Source organism: Pedococcus sp. P3_C7, assembly GCF_056402615.1.
Genome location: NZ_JBFUHC010000001.1, coordinates 525,780 through 540,340 on the forward strand (window position 1 = coordinate 525,780; position 14,561 = coordinate 540,340).

Annotated in this window: 13 protein-coding genes; 7 read left to right on the forward strand and 6 right to left on the reverse strand. The window is 69.8% G+C overall.

Annotated elements, in window-relative coordinates:
* Window positions 1-23 precede the first annotated feature (23 nt).
* Window positions 24-1,892, forward strand: a complete 1,869-nt coding sequence (locus AC1DS4_RS02470) for an ABC transporter ATP-binding protein (protein ID WP_477632294.1) — start codon at window positions 24-26, stop codon at window positions 1,890-1,892.
* A gap of 19 nt (window positions 1,893-1,911) precedes the next feature.
* Here the strand turns inward: AC1DS4_RS02470 and AC1DS4_RS02475 are convergent, their stop codons facing one another.
* A complete protein-coding gene (locus tag AC1DS4_RS02475; protein WP_477632122.1) occupies window positions 1,912-2,706 on the reverse strand; it encodes an SURF1 family cytochrome oxidase biogenesis protein in 795 nt (264 codons plus the stop codon).
* Between the two features lie 32 nt (window positions 2,707-2,738).
* Between AC1DS4_RS02475 and moaA the strand changes: the two genes are divergently transcribed.
* Window positions 2,739-3,785: a GTP 3',8-cyclase MoaA gene (gene moaA, locus AC1DS4_RS02480; protein WP_477632123.1), complete on the forward strand. Its 1,047-nt coding sequence runs from the start codon at window positions 2,739-2,741 to the stop codon at window positions 3,783-3,785.
* Between the two features lie 46 nt (window positions 3,786-3,831).
* Here the strand turns inward: moaA and AC1DS4_RS02485 are convergent, their stop codons facing one another.
* Window positions 3,832-4,041: a hypothetical protein gene (locus AC1DS4_RS02485; RefSeq protein ID WP_477612859.1), complete on the reverse strand. Its 210-nt coding sequence runs from the start codon at window positions 4,039-4,041 to the stop codon at window positions 3,832-3,834.
* Window positions 4,041-4,361 carry a DUF3099 domain-containing protein gene (locus AC1DS4_RS02490; protein ID WP_477632124.1) on the reverse strand — a complete coding sequence of 107 codons (321 nt, stop codon included), beginning with the start codon at window positions 4,359-4,361 and terminating at the stop codon, window positions 4,041-4,043. The genes AC1DS4_RS02485 and AC1DS4_RS02490 overlap by 1 nt, the downstream gene beginning before the upstream one ends.
* 122 nt (window positions 4,362-4,483) lie before the next feature.
* Here AC1DS4_RS02490 and fabG point away from each other — a divergent pair, with 122 nt between their 5' ends.
* The 3 genes from fabG (at window position 4,484) to AC1DS4_RS02505 (ending at window position 8,319) form a co-directional block, all read left to right on the forward strand.
* Window positions 4,484-5,194 (forward strand): 3-oxoacyl-[acyl-carrier-protein] reductase, encoded by a 711-nt coding sequence (gene fabG / locus AC1DS4_RS02495; RefSeq protein ID WP_477612861.1) that lies wholly within the window; start codon window positions 4,484-4,486, stop codon window positions 5,192-5,194.
* A gap of 62 nt (window positions 5,195-5,256) precedes the next feature.
* A complete protein-coding gene (fabI, locus tag AC1DS4_RS02500; RefSeq protein ID WP_477612862.1) occupies window positions 5,257-6,015 on the forward strand; it encodes an enoyl-ACP reductase FabI in 759 nt (252 codons plus the stop codon).
* A gap of 45 nt (window positions 6,016-6,060) precedes the next feature.
* Complete coding sequence (locus tag AC1DS4_RS02505) at window positions 6,061-8,319, forward strand: tetratricopeptide repeat protein (protein ID WP_477632125.1); 2,259 nt, start codon at window positions 6,061-6,063, stop codon at window positions 8,317-8,319.
* Window positions 8,320-8,325: 6 nt separating this feature from the next.
* Here AC1DS4_RS02505 and cphA read toward each other — a convergent pair whose 3' ends face one another.
* From cphA to serB, 3 genes are read right to left on the reverse strand one after another with little or no spacing between them, the layout of a single operon-like run.
* Window positions 8,326-11,181, reverse strand: coding sequence for a cyanophycin synthetase (gene cphA, locus AC1DS4_RS02510; RefSeq protein WP_477632126.1), 2,856 nt, complete (start codon window positions 11,179-11,181; stop codon window positions 8,326-8,328).
* Between the two features lie 38 nt (window positions 11,182-11,219).
* A complete protein-coding gene (locus AC1DS4_RS02515; RefSeq protein WP_477612865.1) occupies window positions 11,220-12,089 on the reverse strand; it encodes a cyanophycinase in 870 nt (289 codons plus the stop codon).
* 16 nt (window positions 12,090-12,105) lie between these two features.
* A complete protein-coding gene (gene serB / locus AC1DS4_RS02520) occupies window positions 12,106-13,329 on the reverse strand; it encodes a phosphoserine phosphatase SerB (protein WP_477612866.1) in 1,224 nt (407 codons plus the stop codon).
* A 204-nt stretch (window positions 13,330-13,533) separates the two neighbouring features.
* On the opposite strand from serB, the gene AC1DS4_RS02525 reads away from it, so the two are divergent.
* A complete protein-coding gene (locus AC1DS4_RS02525) occupies window positions 13,534-14,211 on the forward strand; it encodes a hypothetical protein (RefSeq protein ID WP_477645981.1) in 678 nt (225 codons plus the stop codon).
* 129 nt (window positions 14,212-14,340) lie between these two features.
* Window positions 14,341-14,535: a hypothetical protein gene (locus tag AC1DS4_RS02530; RefSeq protein ID WP_477632128.1), complete on the forward strand. Its 195-nt coding sequence runs from the start codon at window positions 14,341-14,343 to the stop codon at window positions 14,533-14,535.
* The last annotated feature ends 26 nt before the right edge of the window (window positions 14,536-14,561 follow it).

The window sequence follows — 14,561 nt, forward strand, 5'->3', positions numbered from 1 at the left end:
GTTTCTTGAGCCACTCGGGCTGGATGGCCATGCGATCGCTGACCCGCGACGACTCCGTCAAGGACCGCAAGCTGGCACCCGGGACGGCCAAGCGGGTCGGGTCCTACGCGCGACCGTTCCGGCGCGAGATCGGTGTCTTCCTCGTCCTGGTGATCATCGACTCGGCTCTGGTGGTGGCCACGCCGCTCCTGCTCAAGGAGCTGATCGACAGGGGCATCACGCCGCGGGACCGTGGGGTCGTCATCGAGCTCGCGCTCGTCGTGGCTGCCCTCGCCCTGGTCAGCGGCGGGCTGACCCTCCTGGAGCGCTGGTACTCCAGCCGCATCGGAGAGGGGCTGATCTACTCCCTGCGGGTCGAGGTCTTCTCACACGTGCTGCGACAACCCATCGCGTTCTTCACCCGGGCCCAGACGGGAGCCCTGGTGAGCCGCCTCAACAGCGACGTCATCGGCGCCCAGCAGGCCTTCACCTCGGTGCTCTCGAGCGTGGTGAGCAACGTCGTGTCCCTGGTCCTCATCATCGCGACGATGGCCACGCTCTCCTGGCAGCTGACCCTGGCGTCGCTGGCCCTGGTGCCGTTCTTCCTCCTGCCGGCACGGCTCATGGGCAAGCGCCTCGCCGGGCTCGCCCATGCGCAGATGGGCCTCAACGCCGACCTGGGTTCGCGGATGACCGAGCGTTTCAACGTGGCGGGCGCGCTGCTGGTCAAGCTGTTCGGCGAGCCCCGCCGAGAGGACCGTGAGTATGCCGCGCAGGCGGCTGGCGTCCGCGACATGGGCGTGCGGATCTCGATGAACCGCAGCATCTTCTTCGTCGCGCTGACGCTCGTGGCCTCGCTGGCGACGGCGATGGTCTATGGCTTCGGTGGACTGATGGCCGTCAGCGGCACCCTCACCGTGGGCACCCTGCTGGCCCTCACCGCCCTGCTGGCCCGGCTCTACGGACCGCTCACCTCGCTGTCCAACGTGCGCGTCGACGTGATGACCGCGCTCGTGTCGTTCGAGCGGGTCTTCGAGGTGCTCGACCTGCAGCCGTTGGTGACCGAGCGTGCGGATGCCCGACCTCTGCCCCCCGTCCCGGTCCGGGTCGAGGTCGACGGCGTGGCTTTCCGCTACCCCTCGGCCGACGAGGTGTCGCTCGCCTCGCTGGAGAGCGTTGCCGCCGGTGACCGCAAGGGTGGTGGGGTCGTCCTCCGGGACATCACGTTCGAGGCGCAGCCGGGACAGCTCGTCGCCCTGGTCGGTCCCAGTGGAGCAGGCAAGTCGACGATCACCTCGCTCATCGCCCGGCTCTACGACCCCTCCACGGGAGCGGTGCGGATCAACGGTGTCGACCTGCGGGAAGCCACCCTGGAGTCGGTCGCCCAGACCGTGGGAATGGTCACCCAGGAGGCGCACCTGTTCCACGACACCATCCGTGCCAACCTCAAGTACGCCGCGCCGGACGCCACCGACGACGAGCTCGTGGCGGCTCTGAAGGCAGCTCAGGTGTGGTCCCTGGTGGGCTCACTTCCCGAGGGGCTGGAGACGGTCGTGGGCGATCGTGGCCACCGGTTGTCCGGCGGCGAGAAGCAACGCCTGGCCCTGGCGCGCCTGCTGCTCAAGGGGCCGGGTTTGATCGTCCTCGACGAGGCCACCGCCCACCTCGACAGCGAGTCCGAGGCGGCCGTCCAGCGGGCGCTCGACACGGCCCTGCGCGGCCGGACCGCGATCGTCATCGCGCACCGGCTGTCCACGGTCCGGGGCGCGGACCAGATCCTCGTCGTCGACGAGGGTCGCATCGTCGAACGCGGAACCCACCGCGAGCTCATTGCGCGTGGTGGTCTCTACAACGACCTCTACACCACGCAGTTCGCCGACCAGGAGACCCGCGCCAGCGATGTCCCCGCCTGACGCCTGACGACCGGGCTTGTCAGGCGTCCTCCTCGTCCCAGATCCGGACCTTCCTCGGTTTGACGGGGGCGGACCGCTGCGGCGCGTCGTCACCCTCGAGGTACTCGCGGCGGGCGCCGAACCAGACCAGCACGAACCCTGCCACCATCGCGAACCACCATTGGAACGCATAGGCCTGGTGCGGTCCGAGGTCCGTGTCCGGTGGCTCCAGGGCCGTCGGCCGTGCCGGTGCCGTGCCGTCGGGCATCCGCTCCACCTCCAGGACGACGTACGCGCCGAGCAGCTGGGCTCCGACCTGCCGGCTCGCCTCAGCGAGGTTGATGCTCGCGACCTGGCCGGGGGGCAGGCTCTTGCCCAGTGAGGGATCCGACCGGCGCAGCCAGCCGGTCACCGTGACCGTCCCGGTCGGCGAGGGCACCACGGCCGGCAGGGTCTCGGCGGACTCGGCGTTCATCACCCAGCCGCGGTCGACGAGCACGGTGGCACCCGTGGTTTCGACGAAGGGGACCAGCACCTCGTAGCCATACGTGCCGTCGAAGGGACGGTTGCGGACCAGCAACGTCTTGTCCGCGGCATACCGGCCCTGCATGGTGATCCGGGTCCAGTCCTCGGCGAGCGGCATGGGCCTGGTGCCCAGCACCTCGGCCACCGGACGCGGCTTGGCGTCGTAGTGCGCGTGGATGCGGTCGGCCCGCGCAGCCTTGGCCTCGTACCGGTGCCACTGCCACTGTCCGAGGAAGTACGCGGCGACCGCAAAGGCCAGGGCGACCCCAAAGGCACCCAGCCACCGACGCGATGTGAGCACCTTGACCACTGCTTCACGGTACCCGGCTTAGGCTAGGGACCATGACGGGCCTTCCTTTCCCCAGTGTGCGCGGTGAGACCCGCGCCCCCGAGGGGACCGTGGGCCTGCCGGACCAGCTCGGCCGGGTGGCTCGCGACCTGCGCGTCTCCGTGACCGACCGGTGCAACCTGCGCTGTCGGTACTGCATGCCGGCCGAGGGCCTGCCGTGGCTGGCCAAGCCCGACATGCTCACCGACGACGAGCTCGTGCGCGTGATCGGGGTGTTCGTGGGTCTGGGGATCCAGCAGATCCGGCTGACGGGGGGCGAGCCGTTGCTTCGCCGTTCACTCGTCGACGTCGTGCGGCGTGTGGCAGCCCTCGAGCCTCGGCCCAGGATCGCCATGACCACCAACGGCATCGGTCTCGACCGCCTGGCCCAGCCCCTGGCCGATGCGGGACTGGACCGGGTCAACGTCAGCCTGGACACCGTCGACCCGAAGGAGTTCGCCGACCTGACCCGCCGAGACCGCCTGCACGACGTCGAGCTCGGCCTCAAGGCCGCGGCCGCCGCGGGCCTGGCACCGGTGAAGGTCAACGCCGTCGCGATGCGGGGGATCAACGACCACTCGGTCGCCGACCTGCTCCAGTGGTGCCTCGACCGCGGCTACGAGCTGCGGTTCATCGAGCAGATGCCGCTCGACGCCCAGCACGGGTGGGACGCCTCGACCATGATCAGCTCCGAGGAGATCCGGGAGCGGCTGGGGGAGCGGTTCGAGCTCACTGCGCTGCCGGCTGCCGATCGCGGCAGTGCCCCTGCCGAGCGCTTCCTCGTCGACGGGGGCCCCGTCACGGTCGGCATCATCGCCAGTGTCAGCGCGCCCTTCTGCGCCGCCTGCGACCGCACCCGGTTGACGGCCGACGGACAGGTGCGCAACTGCCTGTTCTCCCAGAAGGAGACGGACCTGCTCGGTCCGATGCGGGGCGGCGCGAGCGATGAAGAGCTGGCCGCCCTCATCCAGGGCGAGATGTGGCGCAAGGCCCCCGGCCACGGCATCGGCACCGCCGACTTCGTCCAGCCGGACCGCCCCATGTCCGCCATCGGCGGCTAGGGCCTCCAGAACCTGCCACGTCGTCTCGACCAGCGGGACGGCGGGCTCAGCCCGCGGTCTCGGGGATCGCGTCGGCGGGGACGGTCTCGATGAGGAACCCGCGGATGGAGAGGAACTCACCGAGCGAGGTCCGGTGGTCGTCGCAGGCCAGCCAGACCTTGCGGCGATCGACCGTGTGGAGTGTGGGGTTGTTCCACAGGTGCGCCCACGTAGCGGTGTTGCGGCAGCCCTTGGCACTACAGACCATCGAGTCCATCAACGACCGATCTGCTCGGGGCCGTCGCCGCGCGGCGTCACCGGTGCCGACGACCCCTGCGGGCGCGGCCGTACGGCGTTGGCGAGGACCACCGCGACGTAGGGCAGCACGATCGCGGCCACCGCCATGCTGCCCCAGAGCCACCACGGAGCGCCCTGCGTCGCGGTCACCGCGGCGCCGATGAAGCATGCCGTGCGGATGCCCATGGTGATCAGGTAGCGGCGGATCCGGCCCGCCTGCTCCTCGGCCAGCGACTCCGGCACGGACGTCACCGACTGCACGACGGGCTCGTCGTGGCGGTGGCGGTGGGCGCGCGGCACATGTCCACGATAGGCGCCGCAGGATGCGGTGTACCCATGGGTAGTCGATAAGGTCGCGACCGGAGGCGCAGCGCGGGTGCGCGCCCGCCGGACGCACCGCCCGAGACACACGGAGGACATCCATGGCAGGCCGCAACGTGCTGGTCACCGGAGGCAACCGCGGGATCGGCCTGTCCATCGCCAAGGCTCTGGCCGAGGCAGGCGACAACGTCGTGATCACGCACCGCTCGGGGGAACCGCCCGAGGGTCTGCAAGGAGTGCGCTGCGAGGTGACCGACTCCGCATCGGTCGACCAGGCCTTCACCGAGGCGGAAGCGATCTGGGGCGGCCCCATCGAGGTCCTGGTGGCCAACGCCGGGGTCACGCGTGACACCTTGCTGATGCGCATGTCCGACGAGGACTTCGACGTGGTCATCGACACCAACCTCGCCGGAGCCTTCCGGTGTGCGCGCCGCGCGGTGAAGGGGATGATCAAGCAGCGCAAGGGGCGGATCATCTTCATCTCCAGCGTCGTCGGGCTCTACGGCTCACCCGGCCAGACCAACTACTCGGCGAGCAAGTCCGGCCTCGTGGGACTGGCCCGGTCCATCTCCCGCGAGCTCGGTGGCCGCGGCATCACCGCCAACGTCGTCGCCCCCGGTTTCATCGAGACCGACATGACGGCCGAGCTCCCGGAGGACCGCAAGAAGGCCTACCAGGCCACGATCCCCGCCGGTCGGTTCGCACAGCCGGAGGAGGTCGCCGCAGCGGTGCGCTTCCTCGCGGGTGACGACGCGGCATACATCACCGGAGCGGTGATCCCCGTCGACGGGGGCCTGGGCATGGGCCACTGAGCCCAGTCCCACTCTCACCACACACTGACCCCACGACGAACTCCCAGCGAAAGGCACCAGACATGCTGCTCGAGGGCAAGAAGCTCCTGATCACCGGAGTCCTGATGGACTCCTCGATCGCGTTCCACGTCGCGAAGATCGCGCAGGAGCAGGGTGCGGAGGTGGTGCTCACGTCCTTCGGTCGCACCTTCAAGATCACCCAGACGATCGCCAAGCGGCTGCCGACCACGCCGCCGGTCATCGAGCTCGACGTGACCAACCCGGAGGACCTCGACAGCCTGGCCGGACGGCTGGGCGAACACGTCGACCGCCTCGACGGGGTCCTGCACTCGATCGGCTTCGCCCCCCAGGGCGCCTTCAACTTCATGGAGGGCACCTTCGAGGACGTCTCGACGGCGATGCACGCCTCGGCCTACTCGCTCAAGTCCCTTGCGGTGGCTGCGCTCCCACTGATGAGCAACGGCGGCAGCGTCGTGGGACTCACCTTCGACGCCAAGTTCGCCTGGCCGGTCTACGACTGGATGGGCGTCGCCAAGGCGGCTTTCGAGTCGACCAACCGCTACCTCGCCCGCGACCTCGGGCCCAAGGGGATCCGCTGCAACCTCGTCGCGGCCGGCCCGATCCGCACCACGGCCGCCAAGTCGATCCCGGGATTCCAGACCTTCGAGGACACCTGGAACACGCGGGCGCCGCTCGGGTGGGACGTGAACAACGCGGTTCCGGCGGCCCAGGCCTGTGCTGCGCTCCTGTCGGACTGGTTCCCGGCGACGACGGGCGAGATCGTCCACGTCGACGGCGGCGTCCACGCGATGGGGCAGTGACCGCCCCCGCTGGCCCTCCCACCGACCGCTACTAGGCTCGGATGCATGACGTCTGAGCCCGCCGCTGAGCCCGCCTCCGAGCCTGTTCCGGAGCACGCCCCGGGGTCGGCTTCCGAGCCTGTTTCGGCACCCGCCGTCGCCGTGACGGAGGTGCGGGTACTCGAGGGTCCCAACCTGTACTTCGCCAAGCCCGCGATCAAGGTCAGCCTCGAGCTGCCGGGCTACCTCTCCGCCGACGAGAGTGTCCTCGCCGCCCTGGCGGCCCGCATCGAGCTGCGCAGCGCCCGTCCCGGCGCTCCGGGCACCGAGCAGCGCCAGCGCTTCGTGATGCGTCTGGTCGAGCGTGCCGTGCGCCTGCTCGCGACCGCGAGCGGGACGACCCGGTTGGGTGTGCGGGTCCGTCCCGGCAGCTCTCCGGCCAGTGTCGTGATGGCCTTCGTATGGCGCCGTCGCACGCGGGCGCGCGCGCTCGGGCTCGGAGTGGGTCCGGTCCTGCAGGCCTGGCTCGAGGGCAGCGACGTCATCGAGCACGAAGGCCTGGTCATCGGGCAGACCGAGCCGGGTGAGCGTCCCGCGCTCCTCAAGCCGCGGATCCCGGTGGCGTCGATCACCGGCACGAACGGCAAGACCACGACCACCCGACTACTCGGCCACATCGGGATGACCGCCGGGCTGCGCACGGCCTGGTCGTCCACCGATGGGATCGTCGTGCAGGGCCAGGTGGTCGAGTCAGGCGACTACTCCGGTCCCGCCGGCGCACGGGCCGTCCTTAACGCCGCCGGCGTCGAGCTCGGCATCCTCGAGACGGCGCGGGGCGGCATGCTGCTCAAGGGAATGGGGGTGAGCGCCAACGACGTCAGCGTCGTCACGAACGTCTCCGCGGACCACCTCGGTCTCCAGGGCATCGACACCGTCGACCAGCTGGCGGAGGTCAAGGCGATCGTCACCAAGGCCACCAAGCCTCGCGGCTGGGTCGTGCTCAACGGCGAGGACCCCCGCGTGTGGGCGATGCGCAACGGCATCAAGGCCCGGCCGTGGGTCTTCACGCTGCGTTCCGACGCCCCCGCGATCCGCGAGTCTCTCGACAGCGGTGGCCGCGCGATCACGGTCCTCGACGGGTCGATCACGGTGCTGGAGAACGGCCAGGACCCCGACCGGCTGGTCAGCATCCTCGACGTCCCGGCAACGCTGTCCGGACTCTCCGAGCACAACATCGCCAACGCCCTCGCGGGAGCGGCTGCAGCCCTCGGGCTCGGGCTTCCGCGCGACGCGGTGGTCGAGGGACTGCGCACCTTCGCGCCGGACGACAAGCTCAACCCCGGCCGGATGAACACCTACACGCTGCGGCGCGGCGACCAGTCCGCCATCACGGTCATCGTCGACCTGGCGCACAACGAAGCCGGTCTCGAAGCCCTCATGGACGTCGCCCATGGCCTGAAGGTCCCCGGAGGTCAGGTGCACCTCGGGTTGGGCCTGGCCGGGGACCGCACTGACGACCTGCTCGAGTCGATCGGTGAGGTGGCCGGGCTCCGGGCCGACCGGATCGTCGCGGCGCACAAGGAGCACTACCTGCGCGGGCGCACCATGGAGGAGCTGGAGTCGCACCTGCGAAACGGCCTGGCGAGGGCCGGAGTGTCCGACATCGAGTCGTACGACACCGAGCTCGCCGGACTCCAGGCACTGGTGCCGGGTGCCGCGGACGGCGACGTCGTGGCGCTGATGTGCCACGCCGAACGCGCCCAGGTCGCGTCCTGGCTCGCCGAGCAGGGCGCCACCCCGGACACGGCCGACGACATCCGCGCCAAGGTGGTCGCGGCGCGGGGTGAGCACGAGTTCGAGGCGGAGATCGCCGGCGTGTGGGAGCTGGTCGACGACCAGCGGCGCATCGACGCCATCGCCCTCCTGCGGAGCCAGCGCCCGTCCGACCCGCGGCTGGTGTTCGAGCACGCCAGCGCGCTCGACGCGGCGGGCAAGGAGCAGGACGCCATCCCGCTCTACCGCGAGTCCCTCGCCTCGGGCCTGCGCGAACCCCAGCGCCACCGGGCGCGCATCCAGCTGGCATCGAGCCTGCGGGTGGCCGGGCAGCCCGAGCTGGCCTACTCGCTGCTCACCGAGCTCAGCGCCGAGCGTCCGGGCAGCGTGGCCGTCGAGGCCTTCCGCGCCTTGGCGGGGGTCGACAGCGGACACGCCGAGTCCTCCGTCGCCGACCTCATCGACGTGCTGCTGCACCATGCTGGCGACGACGACGCCCTCGCCTACCAGCGTGCCCTGTCAGGGTATGCCGCGGAGCTGCGCGAGCGCTGACCTCGGTCAGGTGGTGGCTGGCTCGACCTCGGAAGCCTCGGCGGCGGCCGCCTCGTCACCCGACTGCTGGGCCTCGGACTGCATCTCGACGGGGTCGAGGTCCGGGTCGCCGATGCCCTGCTTGTTGTGGGCGCCGGCCTGGGCGTGCTTGGTCATCGACTCCAGCTCACCGAGCACCTCGGCGTGCTGGTCGACGCAGAGCACCACGACGTCCCCGGGGTTGGCTCGCGCCATGCAGTGTCGCACCGCGTCCACCTCGTTGAGCACGATCTCCACCTGACGGCAGCGCACGCCCTCCTTGCCGATCTCACCCTTTGCGCCCTCGGCGATGAGGTCTGCCGTCTGACCGGCGGGCCGCCCCCGCTTGCGCTCGTCCTCACGGACGACCACGACGTCGAAGTGGCGAGCCGCGAGGGCCCCCAGCTCACGCATGTCGTCGTCGCGACGGTCCCCGGCGGTCGACACCATGCCGATGCGCGACACCTTGCCGAGGTCGGACTGGCCGGCCTTCTGATCGGCATAGCTCTCCACGAACTCGCCGAGCACCCGCATGCCTGGCGCGTTGTGGCAGTAGTCGACGAACACGTCCACGTTGTGCACGTTGACGAGGTTCATCCGCCCGGGGGAGAGGTAGTAGCTCGTGGTGAAGGTCCGCAGCCCCTGGCGGATCTCGTGCAGCCCGGCGCCCGCGGCAAACGCCGCGCCAGCCGCAGCCATGGCGTTGGCGACGTTGAACTTCGCCGTGCCGCCGAAGGTCGACGGCAGCAGGTGGGTCCACGCGAGCTGCATCGAGCGGCGGCCGTGCTTGATCACGATCATGTCGCCGCGGTCGGTGTGGTCGAGGACGACGGCGCGACCGCCACGGCGGCAGTAGTCCTCGATGAACTCGCGGACCTTGCTGCCGGGCGGCTGCAGCGAGAACCACACGATGCCGCCCGAGCACTTGCGACGCATCTTGCGGACGAGCTCGTCGTCGGCGTTGAGCACCGCAAAACCGTTGCGGGGCACCGCTTCCACGACGACCGCCTTGACGTCGGCGAGCTGGGCCAGGGTGTCGATGCCCTTCATGCCCAGGTGGTCGGGGGCGACGTTGGTCACCACCGCGACGTCGTTGCGGTCGTAGCCGAGCCCTTCGCGCAGGATGCCGCCACGGGCCACCTCCATCACCGCGAAGTCGACGCGTGGGTTCTGCAGGACCATCCGTGCCGAGCGAGGACCGGAGGCGTCCGCCTTGTAGACGAGGCGCTCGTCGATGACGATGCCGTCGGTCGAGGTCATGCCGACCTTGCGTCCGATGCCCTTGAAGATGTGGGCGATCATCCGCGACGTGGTGGTCTTGCCGTTGGTCCCGGTGACCGCCACGATCGGCACCCGTGAGGGGGAGCCGGGTGGGAACAGCAGGTCCACGACCGGTTTGGCGATGAACTGCGGCTCGCCGACGGTCGGGTGGGTGTGCATCCGGAAACCCGGGGCCGCGTTGACCTCGCAGATCGCGCCCCCCGTCTCGCGGACGGGGGAGGCGATGTCGGGACAGATGAAGTCGATGCCCGCGACGTCGAGCCCGATCATGCGGGCCGCCTCCTCGGCGATCTCGACGTTGTCCGGGTGCGCGTCGAAGGTCCGGTCCACGGAGATGCCACCGGTCGACATGTTGCCCGTGAGGGCCAGCTTGACCATCTGGTCCTTGGGCGGCACGTCGTCGAGCTCGAAGCCCTGGTCCCGCACGAGCGCTGTGGCCGCGTCGTCGACCTTGATCCGGGTCAGCACCTTCTCGTGGCCCACTCCACGGCGCGGATCGGCGTTGGTGATCTCCACGAGCTCGGCCACTGTGTGGCTGCCGTCGCCGATGACGTGGGCGGGCACGCGTTCCGCGATGGCCTGCATCTTGCCGCCGACGATGAGGCAGCGGTAGTCGCGACCCGTGACCAGCGACTCGACGATGACGTAACCACGCCGCGACTCGCCCTCGGCGATGACGAAGCTCGCGCGGACCTGCTCCTCCGTGGTCAGGTCAAGGCACACACCCCGACCGTGGTTGCCGTCCAGCGGCTTGACGACCACGGGGTAGCCGATCCGCTTGGCGGCGGCCACTGCGCCGTCGGCTGTGCGCACAGTCTCCTGCTTGGGCACCGGGAGCCCGGCAGAGCCCAAAAGGCGGGTGGTCATGTCCTTGTCGCCGGCGATGTCGACGGCCAGGGCACCGGTCTTGGAGGTCATGGTCGCGCGGATCCGCTGGGCGTGGACGCCCTGGCCGAGCTGCACGAACGAAGCCGCGTTGAGCCGGATGTAGGGGATGTCGCGCGAGATCGCTTCTTCGAGGATCGCACCCGTGGACGGGCCGAAGGCCGTCCGCTGGGCCCGCCTCAGGAAGAGGTCGAGCTCGTCGGCGAAGTCGAACCCTTCCTCGGCCTGCACGAGGTGGTTGACCAGCCGCACTGCGAGCACACCTGCGGCCAGCCCGACAGCCTCGTCGGCGTAGTCGTAGATGACGTTGTAGACCCCGGCCTGACCCTTGACCGCGCGTGTCTTGCCGCGCCGCAGGTCGTGCCCCGCCTCCTGCTGGAGCTGGAGCGAGACGTGCTCGGCGACGTGTCCGAGCCAGGTGCCTTCGCGCAACCGCTCGATGAAGCCGCCCTTCACGCCCCGGGAGCAGGTGTGGTTCTCCAGGTTGGGCAGCAGCTCGAGGAGTCGGTCGGTGAACCCGGTCAGCGTGTCGGTCGGGTAGGCCTCGAGCACCCCCAGGTCGACCACCAGGTGGATCGCCGGGCTGTACGACCAGATGTTCCCGCCGCGGTAGACCCGGGACTCGACGATCGAGAGCTCGGGTGCCGGGGGGCCGGTGGGGGTGGGGCGATCTGCCATGGGATCTCCTTGCGGGTCGGGCAGTGCGAGGCGGTGGGTCAGGCCTTGGCCGTCGCGAGGGCCACCGCGACATCGGGGTGCTTCTCGACGAAGTCGACGAGGCGAACCTCGGAGAGGTCGAACGTAGCGCCTGCGGGGAGTGAATGCACCACAGCGCCCGAGACCATCAAGGGGGCACCTCTGCGGGCGTCCGGGGCATCGGACTCGGCGGCGCGGCAGTCGAGGACGAAGGCCACGCCGCTGCCGTGCACGGTGAAGACGCGCCGGTCGCGCACCTCGATCGCCGTGTCCTCGTCGATGCCCACGCCGATCAGGTTGGGCGAGGCGGCGACCATGGACATCAGCCGCCCGTACCGGGAGCGCTGGGCGAAGTGCTGGTCGATGATGACACCGTCGATGAGCCCGAGCCCCGCCGTCAGCTGCCCGTAGCGCTGTCGGGGCGTCACGCCCTCCTCGCCCATCGAGATCATGAACTGGCTCATGATCGAGGCCCCGGCCGACGTCCCGCCGATGACGGCACCGCGATCGTGGGCGCGGGCCAGGGCCTCCCCGAGCGGCGTGCCCGGGAACCGCTGGCTGAGCTTGAGCTGGCTGCCGCCGCTCATGAAGATGCCGGTCGCCTGGTCGAGCAGGGCGACCAGTTCCTGGTCCTGGGCGGATGCGCGGTTGGGTGGGTTCACGACCTCGATGTCCGGGGCACCCAGACGCGTGAACACCTCGCGGTAGGAGGCGACGACCTCGTCCTCGAACGACGACGCGGTGGGGATCAGCACGATCCGCGCCCGCCTGCCCCCAGCAAGTCGGACGAACCGGCGCAGGACCGTTGCCTTTCCGACCCGGTCCTCCGCTCCGCCGATGATGAACAGGGTGGGAACCTTGCGGACCGTGCGGCCCTGCGTACTTGCCATTGCGTCAGCCTAGGAGTCAGGGGGTGGGGATCGGCGGAGCGGGGGTCGGCGTGCCGTCCGCCTCGTCCGCCTCCTCGATCTCCTCACGCGTGATCCCGAGCAGGTAGAGCACCGCGTCGAGGTAGGGAACGTTGACGGCGGTGTCGGCCTGCTCGCGAACCACGGGCTTGGCGTTGAAGGCGACGCCGAGGCCGGCCGCCTGCAGCATGTCGAGGTCGTTGGCCCCGTCACCGATCGCCACGGTGCGCGAGAGCGGCAGGCCCGCCTCGGCGGCAAAGCGGCGAAGCGCTGCGGCCTTGCCCGCCCGGTCCACGATGTCCCCGACCAGGTGGCCGGTGAGTATGCCGTCGCGCACCTCGAGCCGGTTGGCGTGGGCGTGGTCGATGCCGAGCTCGCGAGCGAGGTCCTCGACGATCTCGATGAAGCCGCCGGACACGATGGCCACCGTGAACCCGAGTCGCTTCAGGGTCCGGACGAGGGTGCGCGCACCGGGCGTGAACTGGACGGCGGCACGGACCTCGTCCAGCACGCTCACGGGTAGGCCCTCCAGGGCGGCGACTCGTTCCCGCAGGCTGTCGGCGAAGTCGAGCTCTCCGCGCATGGCGGCGGCAGTCACTGCCGCCACCTCGGCCTCGCGGCCTGCGTGGCTGGCCAGCAGCTCGATGACCTCGTCCTGGATCAGTGTCGAGTCCACGTCCATCACCACCAGACGTCGACCCCGGCGCGCCAACCCACCGGCGGCCACGGCGATGTCGAGGCCGTGGACGCTGGACTCGAGGGCGAGCTCACGCCGCAGTCGATCGACGTCAGCACCGGAGACGTCGAACTCGACCGTGGTGACCGGATAGCGCGACAGCCGACGAATGCGGTCGATGTTGGCACCGTGCGAGGCGATGCGTGCCGTGATCGCGGCGACGCCGCTGGCCCGCAGGGGCGCCCCGAGGACGACCACGGCGGCCCGCCCGCTGCGCCGGTGCATGCTGTCGCCGGTGCCGACCTTGATCTTGACCTTGAGGTCGAGGTCGCGCCCCACCGACGTCAGGACCGAGCGCAGTCGCGCCTCGGCGTCCCCCGCCGACAGCAGCATCGCCAGCGTCAGGTGCCCACGGACCACCACCTGCTCGAGGTCGAGGACCTCCGCGCCGACGTCGGCGATGGCGTCGAAGAACGTGCTGGTGACGCCCGGCCGGTCCTCACCGGAGATGGTCACGAGCAGCGTCTGCGCGGTCAGCTCGGGCACGGCTCCAGACTATCGACGCCGGTCAGCCGCCCAGGCGGGAGTCTCGCCATGCGACCAGGTCCCGCACCCCCGGTGTACAAGCACCACATAGATAACGATGAGATATAGATCTAGTCAGTCATGCTCAGTCATGGTCATGGACCGGCATAAGGATCTATGTTCCTCGAACGCGTCCGGAGCGACGGGCGTCAAAAGCGGAGCGGCATGCAGCGCATCATCAGTCTCGTCATCGTGTCAGTCGGGCTCGTCTCCGGCGTGAGCGCGCCCGCCAGCGGAGCGGAGGCGCCAGACCTCGCGGCCGACATGGTCGTGGCGCGGACCGGCCAGCTCGGCGAGGGTGTGCCGAGCGCCGGGCTGAACAAGGGCGGCCAGGCAATAGCGCCTGCTAGAGGCCTGCGGACGTGGGCTCAGGCCGACGGCGTCGGGCTGAGGCTGGTCGCAGAGTTGCCGCAGGGGCGCACCGACGGCGTGTTCGAGAACGTCATCCCGGAGGCTTGGACGATGGCTCCGGCCATTGACGGCACGCTCGAGATCAAGAACGAAGACGGGGTCACCCAGGGCCACGTTGAGCGTCCGTGGGCGGTCGACGCAAAGGGTCATTTCCTGAAGACGCGCTTCGTCGTCGAGGGCCGCTCGTTGCGCCAGGTCGTGGACACCAAGGGGGCGGCGTTCCCGATAGTCATGGATCCGTGGGTTACAGCGGGCTGGTGGTACTACACGCCGATCTACTACGTCGAGATGTCCTGGTCAGAGACGTGGCAGCTCAAGAACTTCATGGACACCAACTCGAGCCAGATCCCCGGGTTACTGTGCGGCTTCGTTCCCACGGCCACCGCCAAGATCACCTGCGGCGCGATATACCTGCTGGTCAGGACGACGTGAAAAGCACTGTGAACACCGCCATCCGACTCAAGAAGTGCTACAAGGCCAGGATGCCGGCAACGGGTGGAGCCGCGTCGCTGCCGGCATACGATTCGTACTACAAGACCTGTAGGTCCTGAGAGGGGACGCATGCCAACCCGTAAGGAGCTGCGCCGTGAGGCACTGGTGCTCGTCATCATCCTGACTATTGCCGTCCTGGCGCCGCTGGTCCAAGGGCACGAGCCAGCCGGGGACAGTGAGGTCCTGACCCTGGCGGTCGGGTGGGTGCTCGTGCGGTCGTCGGTGCTTGGCGCTCGTGCCATCCGTCGCAGGCGACACTCATGAGCATGGCAACGGCGGTGCCCGTCAGG

What these genes read in the sequence shown, in the direction of transcription:
- AC1DS4_RS02470 (WP_477632294.1), top strand. Translation starts at nt 24, where the DNA reads ATGGCCATGCGATCGCTGACCCGCGACGACTCCGTCAAGGACCGCAAG.
- AC1DS4_RS02485 (WP_477612859.1), bottom strand. Translation starts at nt 4,041, where the DNA reads ATGGACTCGATGGTCTGTAGTGCCAAGGGCTGCCGCAACACCGCTACG.
- fabI (WP_477612862.1), top strand. Translation starts at nt 5,257, where the DNA reads ATGCTGCTCGAGGGCAAGAAGCTCCTGATCACCGGAGTCCTGATGGAC.
- AC1DS4_RS02505 (WP_477632125.1), top strand. Translation starts at nt 6,061, where the DNA reads ATGACGTCTGAGCCCGCCGCTGAGCCCGCCTCCGAGCCTGTTCCGGAG.
- AC1DS4_RS02515 (WP_477612865.1), bottom strand. Translation starts at nt 12,089, where the DNA reads ATGGCAAGTACGCAGGGCCGCACGGTCCGCAAGGTTCCCACCCTGTTC.
- AC1DS4_RS02530 (WP_477632128.1), top strand. Translation starts at nt 14,341, where the DNA reads ATGCCAACCCGTAAGGAGCTGCGCCGTGAGGCACTGGTGCTCGTCATC.
- cphA (WP_477632126.1), bottom strand. Translation starts at nt 11,181, where the DNA reads ATGGCAGATCGCCCCACCCCCACCGGCCCCCCGGCACCCGAGCTCTCG.
- moaA (WP_477632123.1), top strand. Translation starts at nt 2,739, where the DNA reads ATGACGGGCCTTCCTTTCCCCAGTGTGCGCGGTGAGACCCGCGCCCCC.
- fabG (WP_477612861.1), top strand. Translation starts at nt 4,484, where the DNA reads ATGGCAGGCCGCAACGTGCTGGTCACCGGAGGCAACCGCGGGATCGGC.
- AC1DS4_RS02525 (WP_477645981.1), top strand. Translation starts at nt 13,534, where the DNA reads ATGCAGCGCATCATCAGTCTCGTCATCGTGTCAGTCGGGCTCGTCTCC.